We start from the raw sequence: 22918 nt of genomic DNA, 5'->3' as shown, positions 1-22918 counted from the left end.
TTCCGATAAAAGTAGAACAAATCTCAGGATTTGGAATTCAACCTTGCTTGGCGGCACCCCCGACCGGCGAGGGCGTGGGTTCCCGGTAGGAGTCCAGGCGCTTGAGCCAGCCCGGCAGCCACTGCTCCCGTTCGATGGCCCGGTCAGCACGTTCGGCGCGCAGCGTCAGCACCCTCGCCGCCGCCTCGCGGAAAGCGTCCAAAGCCGTCTGGCCGGGCCCAGGTTCCATGGCCAGCAGCACCTGCAGCAGCCCCCAGCCATGGCCCCGATAGCGTTCCTTCTCCGACAGCCCTTCCCCCTTGAAATTGACGTAGTCGATCAGGGCATAGAGCCCCCCCGGGGTCGAGCTCAGCTCACGCAGGTACCGGCTCACGTCGTCCCGCCGGTCGGCCGGGGCGCTCGCGAGCACCCGCTCCAGCGACTGCCGGGCTCGTCGAAACATGAACTCCGCCTGCAATCCCTGGGTGCCGGCCAGGAACTCGCGCAGCTCGGCCACCGCAACCGAGTCCCGGGCCCCAAGAAAGGTCTCCCGGTCTGGCCAGGGCGCCTCGAACGGTTCCAGCTGCCGCAGCCACTCCGGCACCGCCACCTGCCGTTGCGCCATGTAGCGGATCAGGGCGGGAAAGCTTTCGACATAGGGGCCGTCCACGCCCTCGGGGTACCAGATGAAGTGGCCGATCCCCAGCGAAGGAAACGCCTCGCCGGGATTCCAGTGCACCAGACAGTCATAGCGGGAGGCGCATTCGTTCTCGAATATTTTCTGGCCAACCCAATCCAGCTGGCCCGGTTTGAGGGAGAGGGAAATGTCCGTGCCTTCCCGGGACTCGGCCGCCTGCTCGCCGTCCGACGCGCCCTTGTCGTCCGGGTCCGGGCTACACCCGGCAAGTGACAGTACCAACAGCAGGATGGTCAGCAGGAGTCGTGTTCGCAGCAAGGGACACCTCACGAGGATACCGGCGGAGACTCCGCCAGTATGGGTGCAACCGCCCCGCAAGCGCATGTCCGCGATATTACGGATCGGTTACCGGCGACTGCACCCGAGCCGGTCAGGCGGGCAGGCTCTCCTCCGACACCCGGTGGCACTCCAGCTGGCGGCGTACCGACTCCGGAATCGGCACCGACCGCTCGGTCGAATAATCGAAGTGAATGAGCACCGCCACACCCCGGGCGACCCGCGTGCCGTTCTGCCAAGCCTCCTGCACCACGTGGCACGAGCTGTTGCCGATCTTGCCGATACCGGTGCGGATTTCCACCGGCAGGTGCCAGTAACTCTGGGCCAGCAAATCAATTTCCAGGCGCGCCAGGATCAGCGGCCAGGTCTTGACATCCAGCGACGGATGGAAAATTTCGAAGATGGGGGTGCGCCCCTGCTCGAACCACACGGGCAGGGACGTGTTGCTGATATGACCAAGAGCGTCGGTATCACTGAAGCGGGGGTGTATTTCAAGTGTAAACATGCAGCGTGTTCCTTTGATTATCCACGCCCAAGCATATCGCTAACCGGCCCCCGGCGCAGGTCCATTCTCCCTACTGCTCGACGAATGCCCGCTCGATGACGTAGTGCCCCAGCTCGCCGCCCCGGGCTTCCCGGAAGCCCATGCGGTTGAGAATGGCACAGGTATCCTTGAGCATGCTCGGGCTGCCGCAGATCATGAACCGGTCAACGTCTGGATTGAAATCCGGGAAACCCAGTTCACGATTGATCTTGCCGGTTTCCATGGCATCCGTCAGCCGACCCTGGTTGCGGAACGGCTCCCGGGTCACCGTGGGGTAGTACAGCAGCTTGCCACGCACCATGTCACCGAAATACTCATTTTCCGGCAGGGACTCGATCTGCTGCTGATAGGCCAGCTCCGAGACATACCGGACACCGTGGGTGAGAATGACCTTGTCGAAGGCCTCGTAGACTTCCGGATCCTTGATGATGCTGAGAAACGGCGCCAAGCCGGTGCCGGTGCTGATCAGCCAGAGGTTCCGGCCCGGCAGCAGGTTATCCAGCACCAGGGTGCCGGTCGGTTTCTTGCTCAACAGAATTTCGTCACCCGGCTTGATTTTCTGCAGGCGGGAGGTCAGCGGACCATCGGGCACCTTGATGGAAAAGAACTCCAGTTCCTCCTCATAGTTGGCGCTGGCAATGCTGTACGCCCGCATCAGCGGCTTGCCGTCGGTTTCCAGGCCAATCATGACAAAATGGCCGTTCTTGAAACGGAAACCGGGATCCCGGCTGGTACGGAAACTGAACAGGGTATCGTTCCAGTGGTGGACACTGGTCACGGTTTCTTTCATCAGGTTACTCATGTCGACCTCATATCGGCACGGCGGTTCGGAAAAATTCTCATTGCGAATTGCCGGCAGTGTAACCGACCAGTAACCTATCGATGAAATGGGTTATTTTCATAACCTTATTCGGGATAATCGATAAAAAAGCGACCGCTTATGAAATTCAGTTTTCGGCAACTGGAAGTGTTCCTCGCCGCCGCGCACTTCCAAAACATCACCCGTGCGGCAGAATCCCTCGCCATGTCGCAGTCCGCGGCCAGCAGCGCCCTCAAGGAGCTGGAGAGCCAGTTCGACATCCAATTGTTCGACCGGGTCGGCAAGCGCCTGCAGCTGAACGAGCTTGGCCGCCTGTACCGGCCCAAGGTGGAGTCGGTGCTGGCCCAGGCGCGGGAGCTGGAACAGGCATTCAGCAAGCACTCGGAGGCGGGAGCGCTGAAAGTGGGGGCAACGCTGACCATTGGCAACTACCTGGCGGTCGGCGTCATGGCCGAGTACATGACGTCGCCAAGCCGTCCCAGGGTTTCCCTGGAGGTGGCCAACACCGCCACCATTGCCCGCCGGGTCAAGGATTTCGAACTGGACATCGGCCTGATCGAGGGGGAAATCCAGTCCCCAGAGCTGGACATGATCCCTTGGCGGGAAGACGAGCTGGTGGTTTTTTGCGCGCCCGAGCATCCGCTGGCCAGCAAGGGCACACTCACCGACGACGACCTCCGCCAGGCCACCTGGATCATGCGGGAACAGGGCTCGGGTACGCGCCAAAGCTTCGAACGGGGCATGCACGGACTGCTGCCGGATCTGAACGTGCTACTGGAACTGGAGCATACCGAAGCCATCAAGCGGGCGGTGGAAGCCAATCTGGGCATCGGCTGCCTGTCCCGGGTGGTGTTGGCCGACGCCTTCAAGCGGGGGAGCCTGGTGCCGCTTGCCGTGCCTGAACACCGGCGCTTCGACCGCCAGTTTTACTTCATCCTGCATAAGCAGAAATACCGCAGTGCCGGCATCGATGCCTGGATGACCCTGTGTCGCCGACTGTGAGCCTTCAGGTTACCGGGCCACTGTGGAAACGAAATTCGGTGTCGGGAGACTCGATCAGCGTGCGCTCCAGTGCCAGGAAGGCATCCAGCCGGTCCGTGACCGGCCCGCCGTTGGCTTGCTCGGCCAGGGCGAGGTAGTCCCGGTAGTGGCGCGCCTCGGACTTCAGCAGGCTGGTGTAAAACGCCGCCAGCGTTTCGTCCAGGTGCGGTGCCAGGGCGGCAAAGCGCTCGCAGGAGCGGGCTTCGATGATGGCGCCCACGATCAGCACATCGACCAGGCGCCCCGGATCCTCCGACCGGACCTCGGCGCGCAGGCCGGAGGCGTAGCGCGCGGGCGACAGGTGACGGTAAGTCACTCCCCGCCGTTTCATGATCGCCAGCACCTGCTCGAAATGCCGAAGCTCTTCCCGCGCCAGCCGGGACATTTTGTTCAGCAGGTCGGTGTTGTCGACATAGCGATACATCAGGCTCAGCGCCGTGGATGCCGCCTTCTTCTCACAGTGGGCATGATCGATCAGCAGCAAGTCCGGGTTCGCCAGTGCGTTTTCAAGCCAGCGCCCGGGCGTCCGGCAAGGCAGAAAGTCGTGGATTTCTTGCAGGGCGTCGTTCATATCGGTCAAAGGGGAAGTCTTTGGGAGGCGGGAGTATAGCGCACATAACAGATTCCTCCGACCTCTGTCCAACTTAACTTTATAAGGGGTTTCCTATAGAATGCAGCGCCAGTTTAAGGCCGATTCCGCCATAAAACTCCCGCCCGGCCCGGTGCCGCCAACGCGGGACATTCCAACTGATGAGGGTCCATATCGTGTTAGAAGCATATCGTAAACACGTCGCTGAACGTGAAGCCCTGGGAATTCCCCCCAAGCCCCTGAACGCCGAACAGACCGCTGCTCTGGTTGAGCTGCTCAAGAACCCGCCGGCAGGGGAAGAGGAGACCCTGGTCTACCTGCTGGAAAACCGCATTCCGCCGGGCGTGGACGAGGCCGCCTATGTCAAGGCCGCTTTCCTGACCGCCATCGTCAAGGGCGAGGCCAGCTCCCCGCTGGTTACCAAGGAGCAGGCCGTCAAGCTGCTGGGCATGATGCAGGGCGGCTACAACATCGCCACCCTGGTCGAGCTGCTGGACAACGCCGAGCTGGCCGAGCTGGCCGGCGAGCAGCTGAAAAAGACCCTGCTGATGTTCGATGCCTTCAACGACGTCAAGGAAAAGATGGACGCTGGCAACGCCGTGGCCAAGGCGGTCATGGAATCCTGGGCCAATGCCGAATGGTTCACCAGCCGTAAGAAGGTGCCCGAAAGCATCAAGATGATCGTGTTCAAGGTGACCGGCGAAACCAACACCGACGACCTGTCCCCGGCTCCGGATGCCTGGTCCCGTCCCGACATCCCGCTGCACGCCCGCGCCATGTACAAGATGGAGCGCGACGGTCTGACCCCGGACGAACCGGGCGTGACCGGCCCGATCAAACAGATCGAAGAGATCAAGTCCAAGGGCCTGCCGGTAGCCTTCGTGGGCGACGTGGTCGGCACCGGCTCTTCCCGCAAATCCGCCACCAACTCCGTACTGTGGTACTTCGGCGAAGACATCCCCGGCGTGCCCAACAAGCGCTCCGGCGGCGTGTGTATCGGCAACAAGGTGGCCCCGATCTTCTTTAACACCATGGAAGACGCCGGCGCCCTCGTGTTCGAGGCTCCGGTCGACAACATGAACATGGGCGACATCATTGAGATCCGCCCGTACGAAGGCAAGATCCTGAACGAAGCCGGCGAGGTCATCTCCGAGTTCAAACTCAAGTCCGATGTCATCCTGGACGAGGTTCAGGCCGGCGGCCGGATTCCGCTGATCATCGGCCGTGGCCTGACCAACAAAGCCCGTGAAACGCTGGGCATGGGCCCCTCCGATGCCTTCCGTCTGCCGAAGGACCCGGAAGCCGGCAACAAAGGCTTCACCCTGGCCCAGAAGATGGTTGGCAAGGCCTGTGGCCTGCCCGAAGGCCAGGGCGTGCGCCCGGGCACCTACTGCGAGCCGAAGATGACCACCGTCGGTTCCCAGGACACCACCGGCCCGATGACCCGCGACGAGCTCAAGGACCTGGCGTGCCTGGGCTTCCAGGCCGACCTGGTGATGCAGTCCTTCTGCCACACCGCCGCCTATCCGAAGCCGGTGGACGTGGAAATGCAACACACCCTGCCCGACTTCATCCGCACCCGCGGTGGCGTTTCCCTGCGCCCGGGCGACGGCATCATCCACAGCTGGCTGAACCGCATGCTGCTGCCGGACACCGTGGGCACCGGTGGTGACTCTCACACCCGCTTCCCGATGGGCATTTCCTTCCCGGCCGGTTCCGGTCTGGTGGCCTTTGCCGCCGCTACCGGCGTGATGCCGCTGGATATGCCGGAGTCCGTGCTGGTGCGCTTCAAGGGCGAAATGCAGCCGGGCATCACCCTGCGCGATCTGGTTCACGCCATCCCGCTGTATGCCATCAAGCAGGGCATGCTGACCGTCGAGAAGAAAGGCAAGATCAATGAGTTCTCCGGTCGCATTCTGGAAATCGAAGGTCTGGAGCACCTGACCGTCGAACAGGCGTTCGAGCTGTCCGACGCCTCCGCCGAGCGTTCCGCGGCCGGCTGTACCATCAACCTGTCCGAGGAATCCGTGGCGGAGTACCTGCGCTCCAACATCACCATGTTGCGCTGGATGATCGCCGAGGGTTACGGCGACGCCCGGACCTTGGAGCGCCGCGCCCAGGCCATGGAGGAATGGCTGAAGGATCCGAAACTGATGCGTGCCGACAAGGACGCCGAATACGCACACGTACTGGAAATCGATCTGTCCGAGATCAAGGAACCGATCGTATGCTGCCCGAACGACCCGGACGATGCCAAGTTCCTGTCCGAAGTCGCCGGCGACAAGGTGGACGAAGTCTTCATCGGCTCCTGCATGACCAACATCGGCCATTTCCGTGCCGCCGGTAAACTGCTGGCACAGCACAAGGGGCCGCTGAGCACCCGCCTGTGGATGTCTCCGCCCACCAAGATGGACCAGCAGCAGCTGATGGAGGAAGGCTACTTCAACATCTACGGCACCGCCGGTGTCCGTACCGAGATGCCGGGCTGCTCCCTGTGCATGGGTAACCAGGCACGGGTCGCACCGAAGTCCACGGTACTGTCCACCTCCACCCGGAACTTCCCGAACCGGCTGGGCGACGGCGCCAACGTGTACCTGACCTCCGCCGAACTGGCGGCCGTCGGCGCAGTACTGGGTAAACTGCCGACGCCGGAGGAGTACATGGCATACGCCAAAGACCTCAACACCATGGCGAAGGAGATTTACAAGTATCTCAACTTCGACCAGATGGAGGAGTACACCAAGAAGGCCGCCGAGGCGAGCGTCGCCTGAGGCATTACATCCAAGTACCAACCTCGAAAACGCCAGCCCCCGGGCTGGCGTTTTTTTATACGCACCGCACCGCCCTCCCCCCGACCGGCTTGGCCCGGCAGACAAAGTGTTATATTATAACATTTCGCCTGAATGACAGCGCGAATCCACACAGTCACCAGCCCGACCAATACCGGATTGCCCGCATGAATGCCGTACTTCCCGACGTTTCCCGGACCGACAAGGCCCCTCGACTGAGCCCCCTGGACTGGGTCGGTATGCAGGGAATCGACCTGCCCGTCACCATTGCCGAACCCGGCTACCGGCGTGAGCTGCACGCGCGCGCCGATGTTCAGGTCGACTTGCCCCTCCCCCACGTCAAGGGGATCCACATGTCTCGCCTATACCAGCTGCTGGACACCCTCGCCGGAGAACCGCTCAGCCCCCGGGTGCTGCATCGGTTGCTGCGCGCCATGATCGACAGCCACCAGGACTGCAACAGTCAGAATGCACGTCTGCGCCTGGAACTGGCCCTGCTGGTCCGTCGCCCCGCACTGGTCAGCGCCGGACTCTCGGGCTGGAAAAGTTACCCCCTGACCCTGGATGCGAGCCTGCACGGCGACGCCTTCCGGGCTCGCCTGGGTGTTGCCGTCGGCTACTCCTCCACCTGCCCCTGCTCCGCCGCCTTGTCCCGGCAACTGGTCGAGCAGGGCTTTCTGGACGCCTTCGCCGGACAGGAGCGTCTGGACCCCGAAGCGGTCGCCCATTGGCTGCGGCGTCACGCCACCCTGGCCACACCCCACAGTCAGCGCAGCGAGGCCCGAGTCGCCGTGGACTTGGCCAGCGACGGCGACACCCTGGGCCTGTTGGCGCTGATCGACCGGATCGAGGCGGCCCTGGGCACGCCGGTACAGACCGCCGTCAAACGGGCGGACGAACAGGCCTTCGCGGCACTCAACGGCCAGAACCTGATGTTCGTGGAGGATGCGGCACGGCGTATCCGGGATGCCCTGGGGGATGACTTCGCCAACCCGGCCGTCCATGTCCGCCACATGGAAAGCCTGCACCCCCACGATGCCGCGGCCTGGGTCGCTCCACGACCGGAGGATACGGCAGGATGAGCAGCGATCCCCAGGCCACGAGAATCCCCGTAACCCTGTTGACCGGCTTTCTCGGCAGCGGCAAAACCACCCTGCTGAACCGTCTGCTGCAAGACCCGATGCTGGCCGATGCACTGGTCATCATCAACGAGTTCGGGGAAACCGCGCTGGACCACCTGCTGGTGGCCCACAGCACCGAACGGCTGATGGTTGAGATGAGTAACGGCTGCCTGTGCTGCGGGACAAGAGGGGATCTGGTGAAGACACTGCGTGACGCCACCTGGCGCTTCTCGCGCAATGGCCAGCGCCAGTTCCAGCGCGTGCTGATCGAAACCACGGGCCTGTCCGATCCGGCACCGATCCTGCACACCCTGGCGACGCACCCCCAGGTGGCCCCGAAATACCGCCTCGACGGTGTGGTGACCACCCTGGACTTGGCGACCGGCCCCGAGATCCTGGACCGACACACGGAAGCCGCGCAACAGGTTGCCTGGGCCGATTGCCTGCTGCTGACCAAACCGGATCTGGCCAGCGAGGACCAACGCCAGGCCATGTCACGGCGATTGGACCAGCTTAACCCGACGGTGCCGCGCCGAGAGGTGCGACACGGGGAGATCGATCCACGCCTGTTGCTTGACCTCGTACCCGGGCGGCGATTCATCACGGCACCCGGAATCGGGCACCGGAGTCACGACACGCCCAGCGAGGCTTACAGCTTTTCGATGCCCACTCCACTGCCCGGGGCGGCCCTCGAATCCTGGGCCCGCGAACTGATGACAGCGCTGGGCCCCCAAGGCCTGCTGCGCCTCAAAGGCATTGTCCACCTGTGCGGGCACGACCAACCCTTCGCCCTCCACGGCGTCCGGCAAACCCTGTACCCGCTGCGCCCGTTGCCGGCCTGGCCAACGGAAGACCGCCACTCGCGCCTGGTGTTCATTACTCAAAACCTGGACCGTGCGCTCATCGAAGCTGCCCTGCCGTCGCTACGCAGCGCCACAGCCCATGCCGAGGAGCCGATCTCATGACTCAACACAGCATCCGGCTGTACAACACCCTCACCGGCAGGAAGGAAAGCCTCCGGACCCATCGGCCCGACCGAGTCACTCTGTATGTCTGCGGCCCCACTGTCTATAACTACGCCCACATTGGCAATGCCCGACCGGCCGTGGTCTTTGACGTCTTGGCACGCCTGCTCGGGCATGACTATCCCGAGGTGCGCTACGTCCGCAACTTTACCGATGTCGACGACAAGATCCAGCAAGCCGCGGCCGCCAGGGGCGTGCCCATCGCGACCCTCACGCAAACCTTTATTGACGCCTACCACGAAGACATGCAGGCCCTGTCGGTCCTGCCGCCCGATGCGGAACCCCGGGTCACCGAGCATATCGCCGACATCATCGAACTGGTCCAGACACTGATCGAGCGCGGCCATGCCTACGTCAATCAGGGGCATGTCCTGTTCCACGTGCCCTCCTATCCGGCGTACGGCGCCCTCTCCGGCCGACAGCCGGAAAGCCTGCGCGCCGGCGCCCGGATCGAAGTGGCACCCTACAAGCGGGACCCTCTGGATTTCGTGCTGTGGAAACCCTCGACGCCGGATCAGCCGGGGTGGCCGAGCCCCTGGGGACGTGGCCGTCCGGGCTGGCACATCGAGTGCACCGCCATGATCGGCCGGCACCTGGGTTTTCCCATCGACATACACGGCGGCGGCCAGGACCTGATCTTCCCCCACCACGAAAACGAGATCGCCCAGGGCACCTGCGCCTACGGTACGACCTACTGCCATACCTGGGTCCACAACAGCTTCGTGACCGTCGACGGCGACAAAATGTCCAAATCCAGAAACAACGTCCTGCTGGTGCGCGACCTGCTGCGGCAGGCCCCCGGCGAGGCCATCCGGCTCGCGCTCCTGGCCACCCACTACCGCAACCCGCTGGACTGGAATACCGAGCGCCTGCGGCAGGCGAGCCAGACCCTGCGCCGCTGGTACACCCGCCTTGCGCCGGTGGCGGATCAGTGCGCCAGCCCGCAGCTGAAGCAACCGGATGCCCGGGTCCTGGAGGCCTTGCGAGACGACCTCAACGTCTCGAAAGCGCTCAGTCGCCTGCACGAACTGTCTGCCGCCCTGGACAGCGCCGCCTCGGAACGGGAGCGGCGACAGCTGGCCGCTCGTCTGACCGCTTCCGGTGCTCTGCTCGGCCTGCTGCAGCAGCCCCCGGCTCTGGCGCTGCGCGAGCTTCAGACCCCGACCTCCCGGGCCACCACGCCGACCCTGTCACGACAGCAGATCGAGCAGCGACTCGCCGAGCGTGATCAGGCGCGGCGCGCCGGAGACTACCGCCGGGCCGATGCCCTGCGCGAGGAACTCCGCCAAGCCGGCATCGAGATCTGGGATACCCGGGAAGGCAGCCAGTGGCGAGCTATCGGGGCAACCGTGTCCCCGGCTGCGGACAGCGCCCGGGCCACAACAGGCAATGTATTCAATGGTGAACCTTCATGATCCGTAAAAACCCCCGCGGCGACCTGCCCCGGATTCATCCCAGTGCCTTTGTCGACCCGACGGCCATTCTGTGCGGCCTGGTCATCGTCGAGGAAAACGTGTTTATCGGCCCCTACGCCGTGATCCGGGCCGATGAAATGGCGGCCGATGGCCACATTGAGCCCACGGTGATCGGCGCCCACTCCAACATCCAGGACGGCGTGGTCATCCACTCGAAATCCGGCTCGGCCGTCACGATCGGGCAACGGACCTCCATTGCCCACCGGGCCATCGTGCATGGCCCATGCCGGGTCGGCAACGGCGTGTTCATCGGCTTCAACAGCGTGCTGTTCAACTGCACCGTCGACGATGGCTGCGTCGTTCGCTACAACGCCGTTGTCGACGGTTGTCACCTGCCTCCGGGCTTCTATGTCCCGTCCACCCGCCGCATCGGCCCAGATACCGACCTCGCCTCGCTGCCCCAGGTTTCCCCCGATGCCACCGGCTTTTCCGAAGACGTGGCCCGAACCAACAACGAACTGGTACAGGGCTATAAGTCCATCCAGAACGAATTCTGAGTCGAAGCCACACCCCCGTTACCAAGGAAAGGAGGATCTGCCCATGACGCCCGACCACGGCATCTCCCCGCCCGCACCAACCGGAGGGGCATCCCATCGGCACGCCGACCTGCTGGTCTCGGGCGGCAGGGTGCTGACCGCCAACGGCGAAGAGGTGGTCGACATCGCCTGCCGGGCAGGCCGCATTGTGGCACTGGGGGCGTTGCGCGGCCGCTGGAGCGCCGACACCCACCTGGAGGTCTCCGGACTGCACGTGCTGCCGGGTGTGATCGACAGCCAGGTCCATTTCCGGGAACCCGGGCTGACCCACAAGGAAAACTTCGAGGCCGGTACAAGGGGAGCCGTACTCGGCGGTGTCACGGGCATCTTCGAAATGCCAAACACCCAGCCCCTGACCCTGAATACCGAAGACTTCCAGGCCAAGCTGGACATGGCCCGGGGCCGGGCCTGGTGCCACTACGCCTTCTACATCGGCGGCTCTGCCGCCAACGTCGAACAGCTGCGACAGCTGGAAATGCTCCCAGGTTGCGCTGGCATCAAGGTGTTCATGGGCAGCTCGTTCGGGAACCTGCTCACCCATGACGACGACGTCCTTGAGCGCATACTCCGTCAGGGGCGACGGCGCCTGGCAGTGCATGCCGAGGACGAGATGCGGCTGCGCCAGCGCAAGGTCCTGGTGGAAGCCAGCCAGGATCCATGCCTGCATCCGGTCTGGCGCGATGTCGAGAGTGCCCTGAGCGCCACCCGCCGGATCGTCGCACTGGCGAACAGAGTCCGTCGCCGGCTACACCTGCTGCATGTCTCGACGGAAGAAGAAATGGCCTTTCTGGCACAGCACAAAGCGCGCGTGACCGTGGAAGTCACCCCCCACCACCTCACCTTGCAGGCACCGGATTGCTACCGGCGGCTGGGCAGCCTGGCCCAGATGAACCCGCCGGTACGGGACCGCCGTCACCAGGACGCCCTGTGGCACGCGATCCGGCAAGGGGTGGTCGACGTGATCGGCAGTGACCACGCGCCCCACACACTGGCGGAAAAAGCCCGCCCCTACCCGGAATCCCCCAGCGGCATGACCGGAGTACAAACCCTGCTGCCGATCATGCTGGATCATGTCCGGGCGGGACGTCTGACCCTACAGCGGCTGGTGGACCTCACCAGCGCTGGACCGGCACGCATCTTTGGGCTGGAAGGCAAAGGCCGGGTGGCCGTGGGTTATGATGCGGACCTCAGCATCGTGGATCTATGCGCCCACAGAACCATCGAAAACCGCTGGATCGCCAGCGTGAGCGGCTGGACGCCCTACCATGGCCAACGTGTTTGCGGCTGGCCTATCCACACCGTGGTCGGGGGGCAGGTCGTGGTCCGGGACGAATCTCTGGCGGGGACTCCGGCGGGTCGCCCCTTCGCCTTCCTCGAAGCGGACGGCCCGGCCATCAGAACAGCACCAAGCGCACCAGAATCGCCGCTACCATCACCAGGGTCAGCCATTTAACCCACTGCGCGCCCCGCTGCCCCAGGTTCACCTTCACCGCGACATGGGCGCCCACGATGTTGCCCAGGGCCAGGGTCAGCCCCATGCTCCAGCGCACCTGACCATTGCCGGCAAAGACCAGCAGCGCCGGCAGGGTATACAGCAGAATGACGGAGACCTTGAAGACATTCACTTGAGGTAGGTCGATCTTCAGGATGCGGTACAGAACGACCAGAAACAGGGCACCGACCCCCACCTGGATGAAACCGCCGTACACGCCAATCAGAAACATGGCCAGGTAGATGCCCGGCCCCAGCCGGTCGGTGGTCAGTGGCCGGGTGTCCAACTTGGGCTGGGGCAGTAGCATGAACACCGACGCACCGATCATCACCAGGACCAGCACCGTCTGGAACACCGCATCGGGCACCCCGGTGGCAAGCCAGGCACCGAGTAACGCACCCACGATGGCGGGCAGCGCCAGGTGCAGGCTAACCCTGAGGTTACCATGTCCCATCCGGCGGAAGCCGCCCACCGCGGTCACGCTCTGCAGGGTAATGGCGACCCGGTTGGTGCCATTGGCCACCTGCGGCGGCAGCCCCAGGAACATCAGCAGCGGCAGGGTCAGCATTGAACCGCCGGCGGACAATACGTTGATAAAGCCGGCCACGCCGCCGATGGCCAGCAGGGCCAGGACATCAACCAGAGTCATACATCGGTTCCGTCAGGGATGCGCCGCGGCTCCGGGAGATCCGGCTCGCCCCTGGCGACTGCTCCAGATAAACAGCAGGACAAAGACCACTAGGCCCGCAGCATCGAACAACAGCTGGCCATGGGGCCAGAGCATCAGCGCCCCCACCGGGAACATCGCCAGGCGAACCAGCGGCGTCAGGGGATGCTCAAGATACCCCTCCAACCCGGCAATGATGGCATAGATGCCAAACAGGGCGAAACAGAACACCCGCAGCATCTCCGTCAGATCTCCGGTGATCAGGGGTGAATAAGCAAACAGTAACGGCACGATGTACAGCCCCTTGGCCAGCTTCCAGGCGGTAAACCCGGTCCGCATCTGGGGCGTTCCGGCAATGGCGGCCGCCGCGAACGCCGTCAGGCACACCGGTGGCGTCACATTGGAGTCCTGGGACAGCCAGAAGATGATCATGTGAGCAGCCACCAGCGCCATCGCCAGGGTAGCTGGGGACAGCGCCAGCTCCAGCAGCTGACGACTGAAGGTGTCCGGCACCGCCGCCAGCAGTGCCATGGCCGTCGCCTGGTCCATGGGTGCGTTCAACTGCGGCAGCTGATCCGGCGCCACCAGCATGAAAATGGCCTTGGCCTGCTCCGGCAGTTGGCCGGCCATCAGCAGATCCAGCAACTGTCCCTGGGCAATCAGCTGGTAGATGGCAGGGGCGGACAGGGTCGCCAGAACAATGTAGGCGGCGGTCACCGGCAGGCCCATGCCCAGGATCAGCGACGCCAGGGCCACCAACAGAATGGTGACCAACAGACTGCCACCGGCCCAGTCGGTGATCATCAGGGAAAAGGTGTTACCAATGCCGGTGGTGGACACCACCATCACAATCAGCCCCACGGTGATCAGCAGGATCGCGGTGGTCATGATGTTGCGTGCGCCCATGGCCAGGGCCTCCACGATGTCCCGCACACCCATGGGCCGTCCCGACAACCAGGAGGCCAAGATTACCGAAACGATGGCGATACCGGCGGCATAGGTTGGCGTGAAACCGTATACCAAGGCAGCCACCAGCACCACCAGCGGGAGCAGGAAATGCCAGCCGCCCTTGAGCACCGTGGCCAGGCGCGGCGTTTCCTCGTCCTCCAGCTTGACGGCATGGCTGCGCTTGGCCTCGATTCGAACGAACATGGCCACCGACAAAAAGTAGAGCAGTGCCGGCAGTGCCGCCACGGCGACGATGGTAAGGTAGGATACCTGGGTGTACGACGCCATGATAAAGGCCCCGGCCCCCATGACCGGCGGCATCAGCTGACCGCCGGTGGAGGCGGCGGCCTCCACCCCGGCTGCGAACCGGGCGGGGAAACCGGACTTTCGCATCAGCGGAATGGTGATGACTCCGGTGGAGACGGTGTTAGCGACACTGGACCCCGACACCGAACCCATCAACCCCGAGGCAAACACCGCCACGAACCCCGGCCCGCCCACGAACCGACCCGCCGCGCAGCGCGCCAGCTCGATGATGAAATCCCCGGCGCCGGATTTGACCAGGAAGGCACCAAACAGGATGAACATGAACACGTAGGTCCAGGAGATCCGGGCAATCGAGCCCAGCATACCCTGCCCGCCCAGAAACGACCGAAACAGCACCGTTTCCCAGCTCAAGCCCGGGAAGTTGAAGATCCCCTCGATGTACTGCCCCCACCAGGCGACATAGGTCAACGCCAGAACACACAGAACCGGAATGAACCAGCCGACGGTCCGGCGCGCGAATTCCAGGATCAGCAGCACCGCGGTGATGGACACCAGCCAGTCACCCAGGCTGAACGTCACACCCCGCTGGTACAGCGCGTCCTCGAACAGGATGAGGTAGCAGGCGCAGGCGAGCGCCAGCAGACCCAGCATTACATCCACCGTCAGAACCAGACGCTGGCCGGCCACCGACCGGACCCGAACCATGGGCGTGCTGAGGGCGCAGATCAGCCCGAACAGGCCGAAATGCAGCGCGGAAGTCTACAGCTCCGAGAGGGTGGACAGGGAATTGAAATACAGGTGGACCAGGGACGTGATGATCGCCAGCCCGGTGATCACCGGGCCCAGCCAGCGGTGCTCCAGCCGCTCGCTGGCACCGCTGACGGACTCGTCCCGAATCGGCTCCGGCCGATCGCCGGGTCGGATCTCAGCCACGGTTACCGGGCAATCAGACGGTCAGGAATGGACAGCCCCTGCTCCCTGTAGAAACGGGCCGCTCCCGGATGCAATGGCATCGGCAGCCCGGCAATGGCTTTTTCCAGGGCCATGGCCTTGGTTGCCGGATGGATGTTGTTCAGGAACGGCAAATTGGCGTAGAGGGTCTTGGTGATCTGGTACACGTCCTCCTCGGACACATCGGCCCGGACCGCCAGAATATTGGGCTGGGCGATGGTGTGGATATCCTTTTCCTGCCCCGGGTAGGTTCCCGCCGGGATCAGATAGGGAGTCCACAGTTCGAAATCGCTGTTCACCTGGGCAAGCTGTTCCTCGGTAAAGTCGAGGGTGGTGATGTCATCCCCGAGATTGGCATAGGCCCGCGTGACAGCCGCTGCCGGCACCCCCGCCGGGATGTTCATGCCGTCGATGTTGCCGTTCTGCAGGGCATCGGCGCTTGGACCATAACCGAGGTACGCCAGATCCATCTTGTCCAGATCGACCCCCAGGTGCCCGAGGATGAACCGCCCCGACCCCTCGGTGCCGGAATTGCGGGCGCCGATGGAAAAGGTTTTGCCATAAAGCTGGGTCATGTCCGAGATTGTGCCGGTCTTGGCCAGCTCGGAGCGAATGACGAAGTGTTCCACGTTCTGCCAGAGCATCGACACCGAACGCAGGTTCTTGTAGGACTTGGACACCGGCCCGGTACCGTTCCAAGCATAGGCGCCATACAGTCCCTGCAGGATACCGAACTGGACCTGCCCTTCATCCATCAGCTTGAGGTTTTCACCGGATCCGGCCGAACTGATGGCGGAGACGGAAATCCCGGTCGAGGGTTCGAGCTTGACCTTGATCAGCGTGGAAATCGCCACACCCACCGGATAGTAGGTGCCGCCGGTGGTTGCCGTCCCCATGACGTAGTTGCCCTCGGCCCGGGCGAACAGTGAGCACAGCGACAGCAGTGATACCGCCGCCAGGGTGGCCAACCTGTTGCTGAGTGTTCTGGAGTTCATAAGCCGCAGCCTCTCCTGTCATCTTGCGTTGTTGTTGGTTATCCCCCTCAACATAGACGCTGGAAACCGGCCTTGCCAGCGGCATGAGTTGGCAAAAAAAAGCCCCCGTCACAGACGGGGGCCGGATTCAGCGAGCCGGCGGGGAACGCCGGCCGGCAGCTCCGTGTTACGGAAGGTTGTGATACCGGGAGGTAATCGCCTTGTCGAAACCTGCAAGGATATCCGCATGGGGCTTGTCGCCCAGCTTGGAGACCACCACGATCGCGATGGTGGCGAACAGGAAGCCCGGAATGATCTCGTACAGATCCAGCAGCCCCTCGATGCCCAGGAAGTCACCGGACAAGTTGCCCCAGACCACGACGGTCACACCACCCACCACGATACCGGCGATGGCACCCGCGCGGGTCATGTTACGCCAGAACAGGGACAGAATCAGGGCCGGACCGAACGCAGCCCCAAAGCCTGCCCAGGCGTAGGACACCAGTTCCAGTACCTTGCTGTCCGGGTTCAGGCCCAGGATACAGGCGATGACGGCAATACCCACGACCGCCAAGCGGCCAACCCAGACAAGCTCAGCCTGTGACGCATCCTTGCGGAAGATGGCCTTGTAGAAGTCCTCGGCAAGGGCGGAGGAGGACACCAGCAGCTGGGAGTCGGCGGTACTCATGATGGCAGCCAGAATGGCGGCCAGCAGGATACCGGCAATGACCGGGTGGAACAGCGCGTCCACCAGCAGCATGAAGGCCCGTTCGCCGTCTTCCAGCGGAGTTTCGAAGTAGCCGATGGCGGCGAAGCCCACCAGCAACGCACCCAGCAGGCCGAGGCCACTCCAGGCAACGGCGATGCGACGGGCGGTGGGTACGTCATCCTCGCTGCGGATCGCCTTGAAACGCGCCAGAATATGCGGCTGACCGAAGTAACCCAGCCCCCAGCCCAGCAGGGACAGAACCGCCATCACGCCAATGGCGTTGCCGTCAGTGCTGGTGAAAGCACTCAGCAGCTCCGGGTTCTTGGCATCCATGGCAGCCAGGGTCGCACCCCAGCCGCCGTCGGCCTGGATGGCGATGATCGGTACCAGCAGCAGCGCCGCGAACATCAGCAGGCCCTGTACCACGTCGGTCCAGGATACCGCCAGGAAACCGCCGAAGAAGGTGTAAGACACAACCGCAAGCGTACCCACGACCACCGCCGTGGTGTAGTCAAGGCCAAACACCGTTTCAAACAGTTTGCCGCCTGCCACCAGACCGGAGCTGGTGTAAAACAGGAAGAACAGCAGAATGAAGAAGGCGCAGACCACACGCAGAACACGACTGGTGTCATTGAAGCGGTTTTCAAAGAAGGCAGGCAGGGTCAGCGAGTCGCCGGCGGCCAGAGAGTAGGTCCGCAGGCGGCTGGCCACGAACAGCCAGTTCAGCCAGGTCCCGACCAGCAGGCCGACGGCGATCCAGATCGCTTCGAAGCCCGCCGCGTAGGCATAGCCGGGCAGGCCCAGCAATAGCCAGCCACTCATGTCGGAGGCGCCGGCGCTCAGTGCGGATGGCAGGGGCCCGAGGGAGCGGCCACCCAGAATGTAGTCAGAGAGATTGGACGTACGCTTCCAGGCCACATAACCAATGCCCAGCATCAACAGGAGGTAGACAATAAAGGTTATGGTGACCCCTACGTTGTTTCCTATCATTTCGGTTTTCTCCCCGTGCGCTAGTTGGGTTACTTGTTGTTGACTCAAAAACAAATAACGCGCCAGCACCCAGGGCAGCCCTGGATCCGGCACGTACAGCTCGATCTGCAGTTCCCATTGCAGGTCCTTTCGGACAACAGCTCAGCCCCGGTTAACCGAAGTTCGCTTGGCGCTATACATTAGTATTACTACGGATACTGAGCTTACAAAATCCTACGATTCTTTTGCAGGATCATCCTGAAACGGCGCCCGCCACGGCCCGTCAAGCCACTTTCTGCTCAATCAGCCGCAATTTGGCAGGGGTTGTGCCCTTGTATTTCCGCAGAGCGTTGGTCAGGGCACTCTGGGATGAAAACCCGGTGCGATAGCTGACCTCCGAAACCGGCAACGAGGTGGAGGATAGCAGCTGAACCGCCTGTTCGATCCGGGTTTGCAGCAGGAATTGGTGAGGTGTGATCCCCGTCACTTCCCGGAATGTCTCATGAAACCGGCTGACACTCAGGCACGCCACCCCCGCCAGATCCTCGACCCGAATTTTCCGGTGCAGATTGTTCATGATGTAACGCCGGATGGCGTCGGGATTGAGGGTATTGCGTGAGGTGAGAATGCGGCGTCCGTCGTTGAGCCGGTCCGCCATGCAGTAGAGGATGCTGGCGGCGAGATGGTGCTTGAGATCCTGGTTGTCCGGAGCCCGGCTGAACTCTTCCGCCGCGAACTGCACCAGACCCTGCAGCCGGTTATCCATCTTCAAGGTGCGCGGGCGCTCGAACAGCGGCACCAAGCGGTCGTAGGCCACATGGGAGGGAACCGTCAGGGCCGGGCTGAACGGGTCCAGGTCAATAACCAGAACGTGGTTCTGATTGTCGCCACAATAGTCATGGCGAGCCTCGGTTGGCACCAGACAGGCTTTCCAGGTATCGAGGCAGGAGCCCGTGCCATCCACATTCAGTTCCGCGGCGCCGCGGACACAGACCACGATCTGATGATGTTCATGACGATGCTGCTCGGATGCGATGGGCAGCTTCAGCAAGCGTGCATCAAGCATTGGGGCAACCGGTCCAGGTTTGAAAACATCGGCGAATTAAAGCAAATCCGGGCAAAAAATGCACGAATCGTATGACATGCCGACAGGTTCAATTCAGCCATTCGACCGGAGAAAACCCTGGATCAGCTCCCGGACCCGTGCCGACACCTCGGCCAGGGGCGCGGACGCATCCACCCGGTGGTAGCGTTCCGGATGGGCCTGCGCACGCTCATGATAGGCCGCCCGAATACGCTCGAAAAACGCCACCGACTCCTGCTCGAAACGATCCAGCGCCCCCCGGTGACGGGCCCGGGCCATGCCCACCGCCACCGGGGCGTCGAGCAGAATGACGTGATCGGGGCGCACGCTCCCCTGAACCAGAGTTTCCAGCTGGCCGATGATGTCCCGGGAGACACCTCGGCCGCCGCCCTGATAGGCAAAGGTGGCGTCGGTGAAACGGTCACACAACACCCACTGCCCCGCCGCCAGGGCCGGCAGGATGCGGGTGTGCAGGTGCTGGGCCCGGGCGGCGAACATCAGCAGCAGTTCGGTCAGCTCGTGCACCGGTTCCTCCCGGGGAGCCAGCAGCAGCTCCCGTATCGCTTCCGCCATCGGGGTGCCCCCCGGCTCGCGGGTCACCAGGACGGGAACCCCCGCAGACTCCAGCATCTCCGCCGCGTTCTTGAGCTGGGTCGACTTACCCACGCCCTCGGTGCCCTCGAATGTCAGGAACAGCCCCCGCTTCACGGCCCTGTCTCCTCGTCTTTTCCCGGGGCGTCCACCGGCGCCGGCGAGGATCGGTAATCCTCGCGCCGGTTGAGCTGGTACTCCCGCACGGCTTTCTGGTGTTCGGCCAGTGTCCGGGAAAACTTGTGGGTGCCGTCGCCGCGGGCGACGAAATAGAGCGAATCGCCATCGTCCGGGTGCAGCGCGGCATGAATGGCCTCGCGGCCGGGCAAGGCAATGGGGGTCGGCGGCAACCCCGGAATGCGGTAGGTATTGTAGGGCGTGTAGGTTCTCAGGTCCCTGGCACCGATGCGTCCCCTGTATTTCTCCCCCATGCCATAGATGACCGTGGGATCGGTCTGCAGTCGCATGCCCTTCTGCAGGCGCCGGACAAACACGCCCGCCACCTCGTCCCGTTCTTCCGGCACGCCGGTTTCCCGTTCCACAATCGAGGCCATAATCAGCGCTTCATACGGCGTCTCGTAGGGCAGTCCGTCCTTTCGGTTGGCCCACTCCTCGGCCAGCACGGATTCCATCCGGGTGTAAGCTCGCCGCAATAGGTCCAGGTCGGAATCGGCGCTGGTGAACAGATAGGTGTCCGGGAAGAAGCGGCCCTCCGGATGCTCCCCCGCCGCGCCCAGGGCGGCCATGACCTGCTCGTCGGTCCAGTCCGTGGTGGTCTTCCGGAGTCGCTCGGCACGGGCCAGCGCCGCCCGCATGTCCTTGAAGGTCCAGCCCTCAATGAACTGGATAGACCAGTGCTTGACGTCGCCGCGCACCATCGCCCCTATCAGACCAAGCACGGTCATGCCGGGAGCCAGTTCGTACTCCCCGGCTTTAATACGGGACATTCGCGGGTTGAGCCGACCATAGAGCTTGAGCCACAGGCTCCGCTCGACCACGCCCTGCTGCTCCAGCATCACCGCCAGGCGATTAAACGGGGTCCCGGACGGCACGTCCAGAAGCAGCGGCTCGGCCAGCGGTACGGGCTGCTCCAGGGTTTTCAGGCCCTGCCAGAGCCACAGCCCCGTTCCGGCTGCCGCCAGCATCAGGACACTGCCAAGTGTAATGAGTAACTTCTTGAGCAAACGACTTATTCCAGTGTTTCCAAGGGATCGCAGATTGTCGCAAGTCGATCCTCAACAGGCAAATCATGCCCCGCCAACTGGCGAACCGGCACGATTCCAATCACGCTGTTCATCAGGTACAGCCCCCGGCAGCGGCCATCGAGCACCTCGTCCGGAGACAGGGCCCGTTCCAGCACCGGCTCACCCCGGCTGCGCAGGGTCTCCAGCAACCATTGGCGCATCACCCCGGCCACCGCCAGGCTCGGGGTCGGCGGCGTAATCCAGGCGCCGTCCCGATTGACCACCAGGTTGGTCCGGGTCCCCTCCACCAACTCGCCCTGAGCATTCAACATCAGGACTTCGAACAACGAGTCATCCAGTTCCCGGGCTGCCATCACCTGCTGCAACCGGTTCAGGGACTTGATCCCGGCCAGCATGGGGTGGACCGTCAGCGGCACCCTGGAAAAGTCAACGCAGACCCCGTGTCTGTCCGGAGACGGTGGCAGGGCACTGGCGGACACCAGCAGATGGGGGCGCAGGCCCGCCTCGGCACGATAGCCGCGCCCGCCCTCACCCCGGGTCAGGATCAGCTTGAGCACCCAGCCGGCTGGCTTCGGTCCCGCGCCATAGCGTTCGGCCGCTTGGCAAAAGGCCCCGCGCAACGCCGCGGGCGGGACCTCGATACCCAGACGGGCGGCATCCCGGGCCATGCGCTCAAGATGCCGGCCGACCAGGGTACCCCGGGCTCCCTGCATGCGGATGGTTTCGAACAGCCCGTCTCCGTACGCCAGGCCCCGGTCCCCGGCGGGCAGTCCGCCCTCCTCCGCCCAGAACACCCGGAGCACCGGGATCAGTCCTCGTAGCGCCGGAAAATCAGGGTGCCGTTGGTGCCGCCAAAACCGAAGGAATTGGACAGCGCGTAACGCAGGTCCGCTCGACGGCTCCGGTTAGCCACGAAATCCAGGTCACAGCCCTCGTCCGGGTTGTCCAGGTTGATCGTGGGCGGCAGCACGCCATCCCGCAGCGCCAGCACCGAGAAGATGGCCTCCACCGCGCCGGCCGCGCCCAGCAGGTGCCCGGTCATGGACTTGGTACTGCTGATCGCCAGCTTGTCGGCATGGGGCCCGAACACACTCTTCACGGCCTTGACCTCCGCCACGTCCCCCACCTGGGTGGAGGTACCGTGGGCGTTGATATAGTCAATCGCCTCGGGTGCCAGTCCCGCGTCCCGGAGCGCGTTGCGCATCGCCAGGGCAGCGCCATCGCCATTCTCCGGCGGCGCAGTGATGTGGTAGGCGTCGTCGCTCATGCCAAAGCCAACCACCTCGCCGTAGATGGGCGCCCCCCGTTTCCGGGCGTGCTCCAGGTCTTCCAGAACCAGGACGCCGGCCCCGTCGCTCAGCACGAAGCCGTCCCGGTCACGATCCCAGGGCCGGCTGGCCTTTTCCGGTTCGTCGTTGCGGGTGGACAGGGCCCGGGCAGCGGAGAACGCCGCCACGCCGGTCCGGGTGGTGGCCATCTCGGAGCCGCCGGCCAGCATCACGTCGGCATCGCCGTAGGCGATGGTGCGGGCGGCGTAGCCGATGTTATGGGTACCCGTGGTGCAGGCAGTGACGATGGCGATGTTCGGGCCCCGATACCCGAACCGTATGGCCACGTTGCCGGAGATCATGTTAATCACCGACGCTGGCACGAAGAACGGTGACACCTTGCGAGGCCCCGCCGTATCCATCTGAATGACGCTCTTTTCAATGAATTCCAGGCCCCCGATTCCGGAGCCGATGGCCACCCCCACCCGATCGCGATCCAGAGCCGGGTAGTCCCCCAGGCCACTGTCGTCCACCGCCTGCTGGGCCGCGATCAGGCCATAGTGGATGAAGGCGTCCAGCTTGCGCGCGTCCTTGGCGGACAGATACTCACCGATATCCAGATTCCTGACGGCACCGCCAATCCGGGTGTTGTACTCGGATGCATCGAAACGGTCGATCATGCCGATACCACTGCGGCCGGCCTGGATGGCCTCCCAGGCGGTCCGTACATCGTTACCGACCGGAGACACCATCCCCAGGCCGGTGATAACAACCCGTCGTTTGCTCATATCCGTTTATACCTGACTTGATCCGTGACTCGCCGACCGGCGATTGAACCCGAATTTTACCCAATAAAAAAGCCGTCCCTCGATATTTCACAAGGACGGCTTTTGGCCTGGCT

At 63.5% G+C, this 22918-nt stretch carries 21 protein-coding genes; 7 read left to right on the top strand and 14 right to left on the bottom strand.

Going from position 1 to position 22918, the window contains the following annotated elements; translation table 11 throughout:
* Positions 1–37: 37 nt before the first annotated feature.
* The 3 genes from BTO32_RS01990 to BTO32_RS01980 form a co-directional block, all read right to left on the bottom strand.
* The gene (locus BTO32_RS01990) at positions 38–934 is read right to left on the bottom strand and encodes a hypothetical protein (RefSeq protein ID WP_076722758.1); all 897 of its coding nucleotides are present in this window, start codon (positions 932–934) and stop codon (positions 38–40) included.
* Between the two features lie 112 nt (positions 935–1046).
* Entirely contained in the window at positions 1047–1457 is a 411-nt protein-coding gene (locus tag BTO32_RS01985; protein WP_076722757.1) for an acyl-CoA thioesterase, read from the bottom strand.
* 70 nt (positions 1458–1527) lie between these two features.
* Entirely contained in the window at positions 1528–2298 is a 771-nt protein-coding gene (locus tag BTO32_RS01980; protein ID WP_076722756.1) for a ferredoxin--NADP reductase, read from the bottom strand.
* A gap of 138 nt (positions 2299–2436) precedes the next feature.
* On the opposite strand from BTO32_RS01980, the gene BTO32_RS01975 reads away from it, so the two are divergent.
* The gene (locus BTO32_RS01975; protein ID WP_076722755.1) at positions 2437–3318 is read left to right on the top strand and encodes a LysR family transcriptional regulator; all 882 of its coding nucleotides are present in this window, start codon (positions 2437–2439) and stop codon (positions 3316–3318) included.
* A 4-nt stretch (positions 3319–3322) separates the two neighbouring features.
* Here the strand turns inward: BTO32_RS01975 and BTO32_RS01970 are convergent, their stop codons facing one another.
* Positions 3323–3928 carry a MiaE family protein gene (locus tag BTO32_RS01970; protein WP_076722978.1) on the bottom strand — a complete coding sequence of 202 codons (606 nt, stop codon included), beginning with the start codon at positions 3926–3928 and terminating at the stop codon, positions 3323–3325.
* A 194-nt stretch (positions 3929–4122) separates the two neighbouring features.
* Here BTO32_RS01970 and acnB point away from each other — a divergent pair, with 194 nt between their 5' ends.
* The 6 genes from acnB to BTO32_RS01940 all read left to right on the top strand — a co-directional run bounded on the left by acnB (position 4123) and on the right by BTO32_RS01940 (position 12345).
* Positions 4123–6717, top strand: coding sequence for a bifunctional aconitate hydratase 2/2-methylisocitrate dehydratase (gene acnB, locus BTO32_RS01965; RefSeq protein WP_076722977.1), 2595 nt, complete (start codon positions 4123–4125; stop codon positions 6715–6717).
* Positions 6718–6902: 185 nt separating this feature from the next.
* Positions 6903–7817, top strand: a complete 915-nt coding sequence (gene folE2 / locus BTO32_RS01960; RefSeq protein ID WP_076722754.1) for a GTP cyclohydrolase FolE2 — start codon at positions 6903–6905, stop codon at positions 7815–7817.
* Entirely contained in the window at positions 7814–8821 is a 1008-nt protein-coding gene (locus BTO32_RS01955; RefSeq protein WP_076722753.1) for a CobW family GTP-binding protein, read from the top strand. Before folE2 ends, BTO32_RS01955 begins: the two co-directional genes overlap by 4 nt.
* Positions 8818–10296: a cysteine--tRNA ligase gene (gene cysS / locus BTO32_RS01950; protein ID WP_076722752.1), complete on the top strand. Its 1479-nt coding sequence runs from the start codon at positions 8818–8820 to the stop codon at positions 10294–10296. Before BTO32_RS01955 ends, cysS begins: the two co-directional genes overlap by 4 nt.
* The gene (locus BTO32_RS01945) at positions 10293–10853 is read left to right on the top strand and encodes a gamma carbonic anhydrase family protein (RefSeq protein WP_076722751.1); all 561 of its coding nucleotides are present in this window, start codon (positions 10293–10295) and stop codon (positions 10851–10853) included. Before cysS ends, BTO32_RS01945 begins: the two co-directional genes overlap by 4 nt.
* Before the next feature lie 43 nt (positions 10854–10896).
* Positions 10897–12345, top strand: coding sequence for a dihydroorotase (locus BTO32_RS01940; RefSeq protein WP_084206740.1), 1449 nt, complete (start codon positions 10897–10899; stop codon positions 12343–12345).
* Here the strand turns inward: BTO32_RS01940 and BTO32_RS01935 are convergent.
* The 10 genes from BTO32_RS01935 to fabF form a co-directional block, all read right to left on the bottom strand.
* Complete coding sequence (locus BTO32_RS01935) at positions 12287–13033, bottom strand: sulfite exporter TauE/SafE family protein (RefSeq protein WP_076722750.1); 747 nt, start codon at positions 13031–13033, stop codon at positions 12287–12289. The two genes, BTO32_RS01940 and BTO32_RS01935, sit on opposite strands and share 59 nt — an antisense overlap.
* A 12-nt stretch (positions 13034–13045) precedes the next feature.
* Positions 13046–15016: a TRAP transporter permease gene (locus BTO32_RS01930; RefSeq protein WP_281251514.1), complete on the bottom strand. Its 1971-nt coding sequence runs from the start codon at positions 15014–15016 to the stop codon at positions 13046–13048.
* 9 nt (positions 15017–15025) lie between these two features.
* Complete coding sequence (locus tag BTO32_RS18030) at positions 15026–15199, bottom strand: hypothetical protein (protein ID WP_245820236.1); 174 nt, start codon at positions 15197–15199, stop codon at positions 15026–15028.
* 2 nt (positions 15200–15201) lie between these two features.
* On the bottom strand, positions 15202–16212 hold the full coding sequence (locus BTO32_RS01925) for a TAXI family TRAP transporter solute-binding subunit (RefSeq protein WP_076722749.1): 1011 nt from the start codon (positions 16210–16212) through the stop codon (positions 15202–15204).
* Positions 16213–16378: 166 nt separating this feature from the next.
* Positions 16379–17887: a sodium/proline symporter PutP gene (putP, locus tag BTO32_RS01920; protein WP_425435216.1), complete on the bottom strand. Its 1509-nt coding sequence runs from the start codon at positions 17885–17887 to the stop codon at positions 16379–16381.
* A 265-nt stretch (positions 17888–18152) separates the two neighbouring features.
* Positions 18153–18935, bottom strand: coding sequence for an AraC family transcriptional regulator (locus tag BTO32_RS01915; RefSeq protein WP_076722747.1), 783 nt, complete (start codon positions 18933–18935; stop codon positions 18153–18155).
* A 93-nt stretch (positions 18936–19028) separates the two neighbouring features.
* Entirely contained in the window at positions 19029–19661 is a 633-nt protein-coding gene (gene tmk, locus BTO32_RS01910) for a dTMP kinase (protein ID WP_076722746.1), read from the bottom strand.
* Positions 19658–20728, bottom strand: coding sequence for an endolytic transglycosylase MltG (gene mltG, locus BTO32_RS01905; RefSeq protein ID WP_076722745.1), 1071 nt, complete (start codon positions 20726–20728; stop codon positions 19658–19660). The genes tmk and mltG overlap by 4 nt, the downstream gene beginning before the upstream one ends.
* A gap of 5 nt (positions 20729–20733) precedes the next feature.
* On the bottom strand, positions 20734–21552 hold the full coding sequence (locus BTO32_RS01900) for an aminotransferase class IV (protein WP_076722744.1): 819 nt from the start codon (positions 21550–21552) through the stop codon (positions 20734–20736).
* 5 nt (positions 21553–21557) lie between these two features.
* Positions 21558–22805 (bottom strand): beta-ketoacyl-ACP synthase II, encoded by a 1248-nt coding sequence (gene fabF / locus BTO32_RS01895; protein WP_076722743.1) that lies wholly within the window; start codon positions 22803–22805, stop codon positions 21558–21560.
* Between the last annotated feature and the right edge of the window lie 113 nt (positions 22806–22918).

Source organism: Marinobacter lutaoensis (assembly GCF_001981305.1).
Lineage (GTDB): Bacteria > Pseudomonadota > Gammaproteobacteria > Pseudomonadales > Oleiphilaceae > Marinobacter > Marinobacter lutaoensis.
Note: the sequence above shows the minus strand (reverse complement) of the source record. Positions and strands in the feature narration are given on the sequence as shown.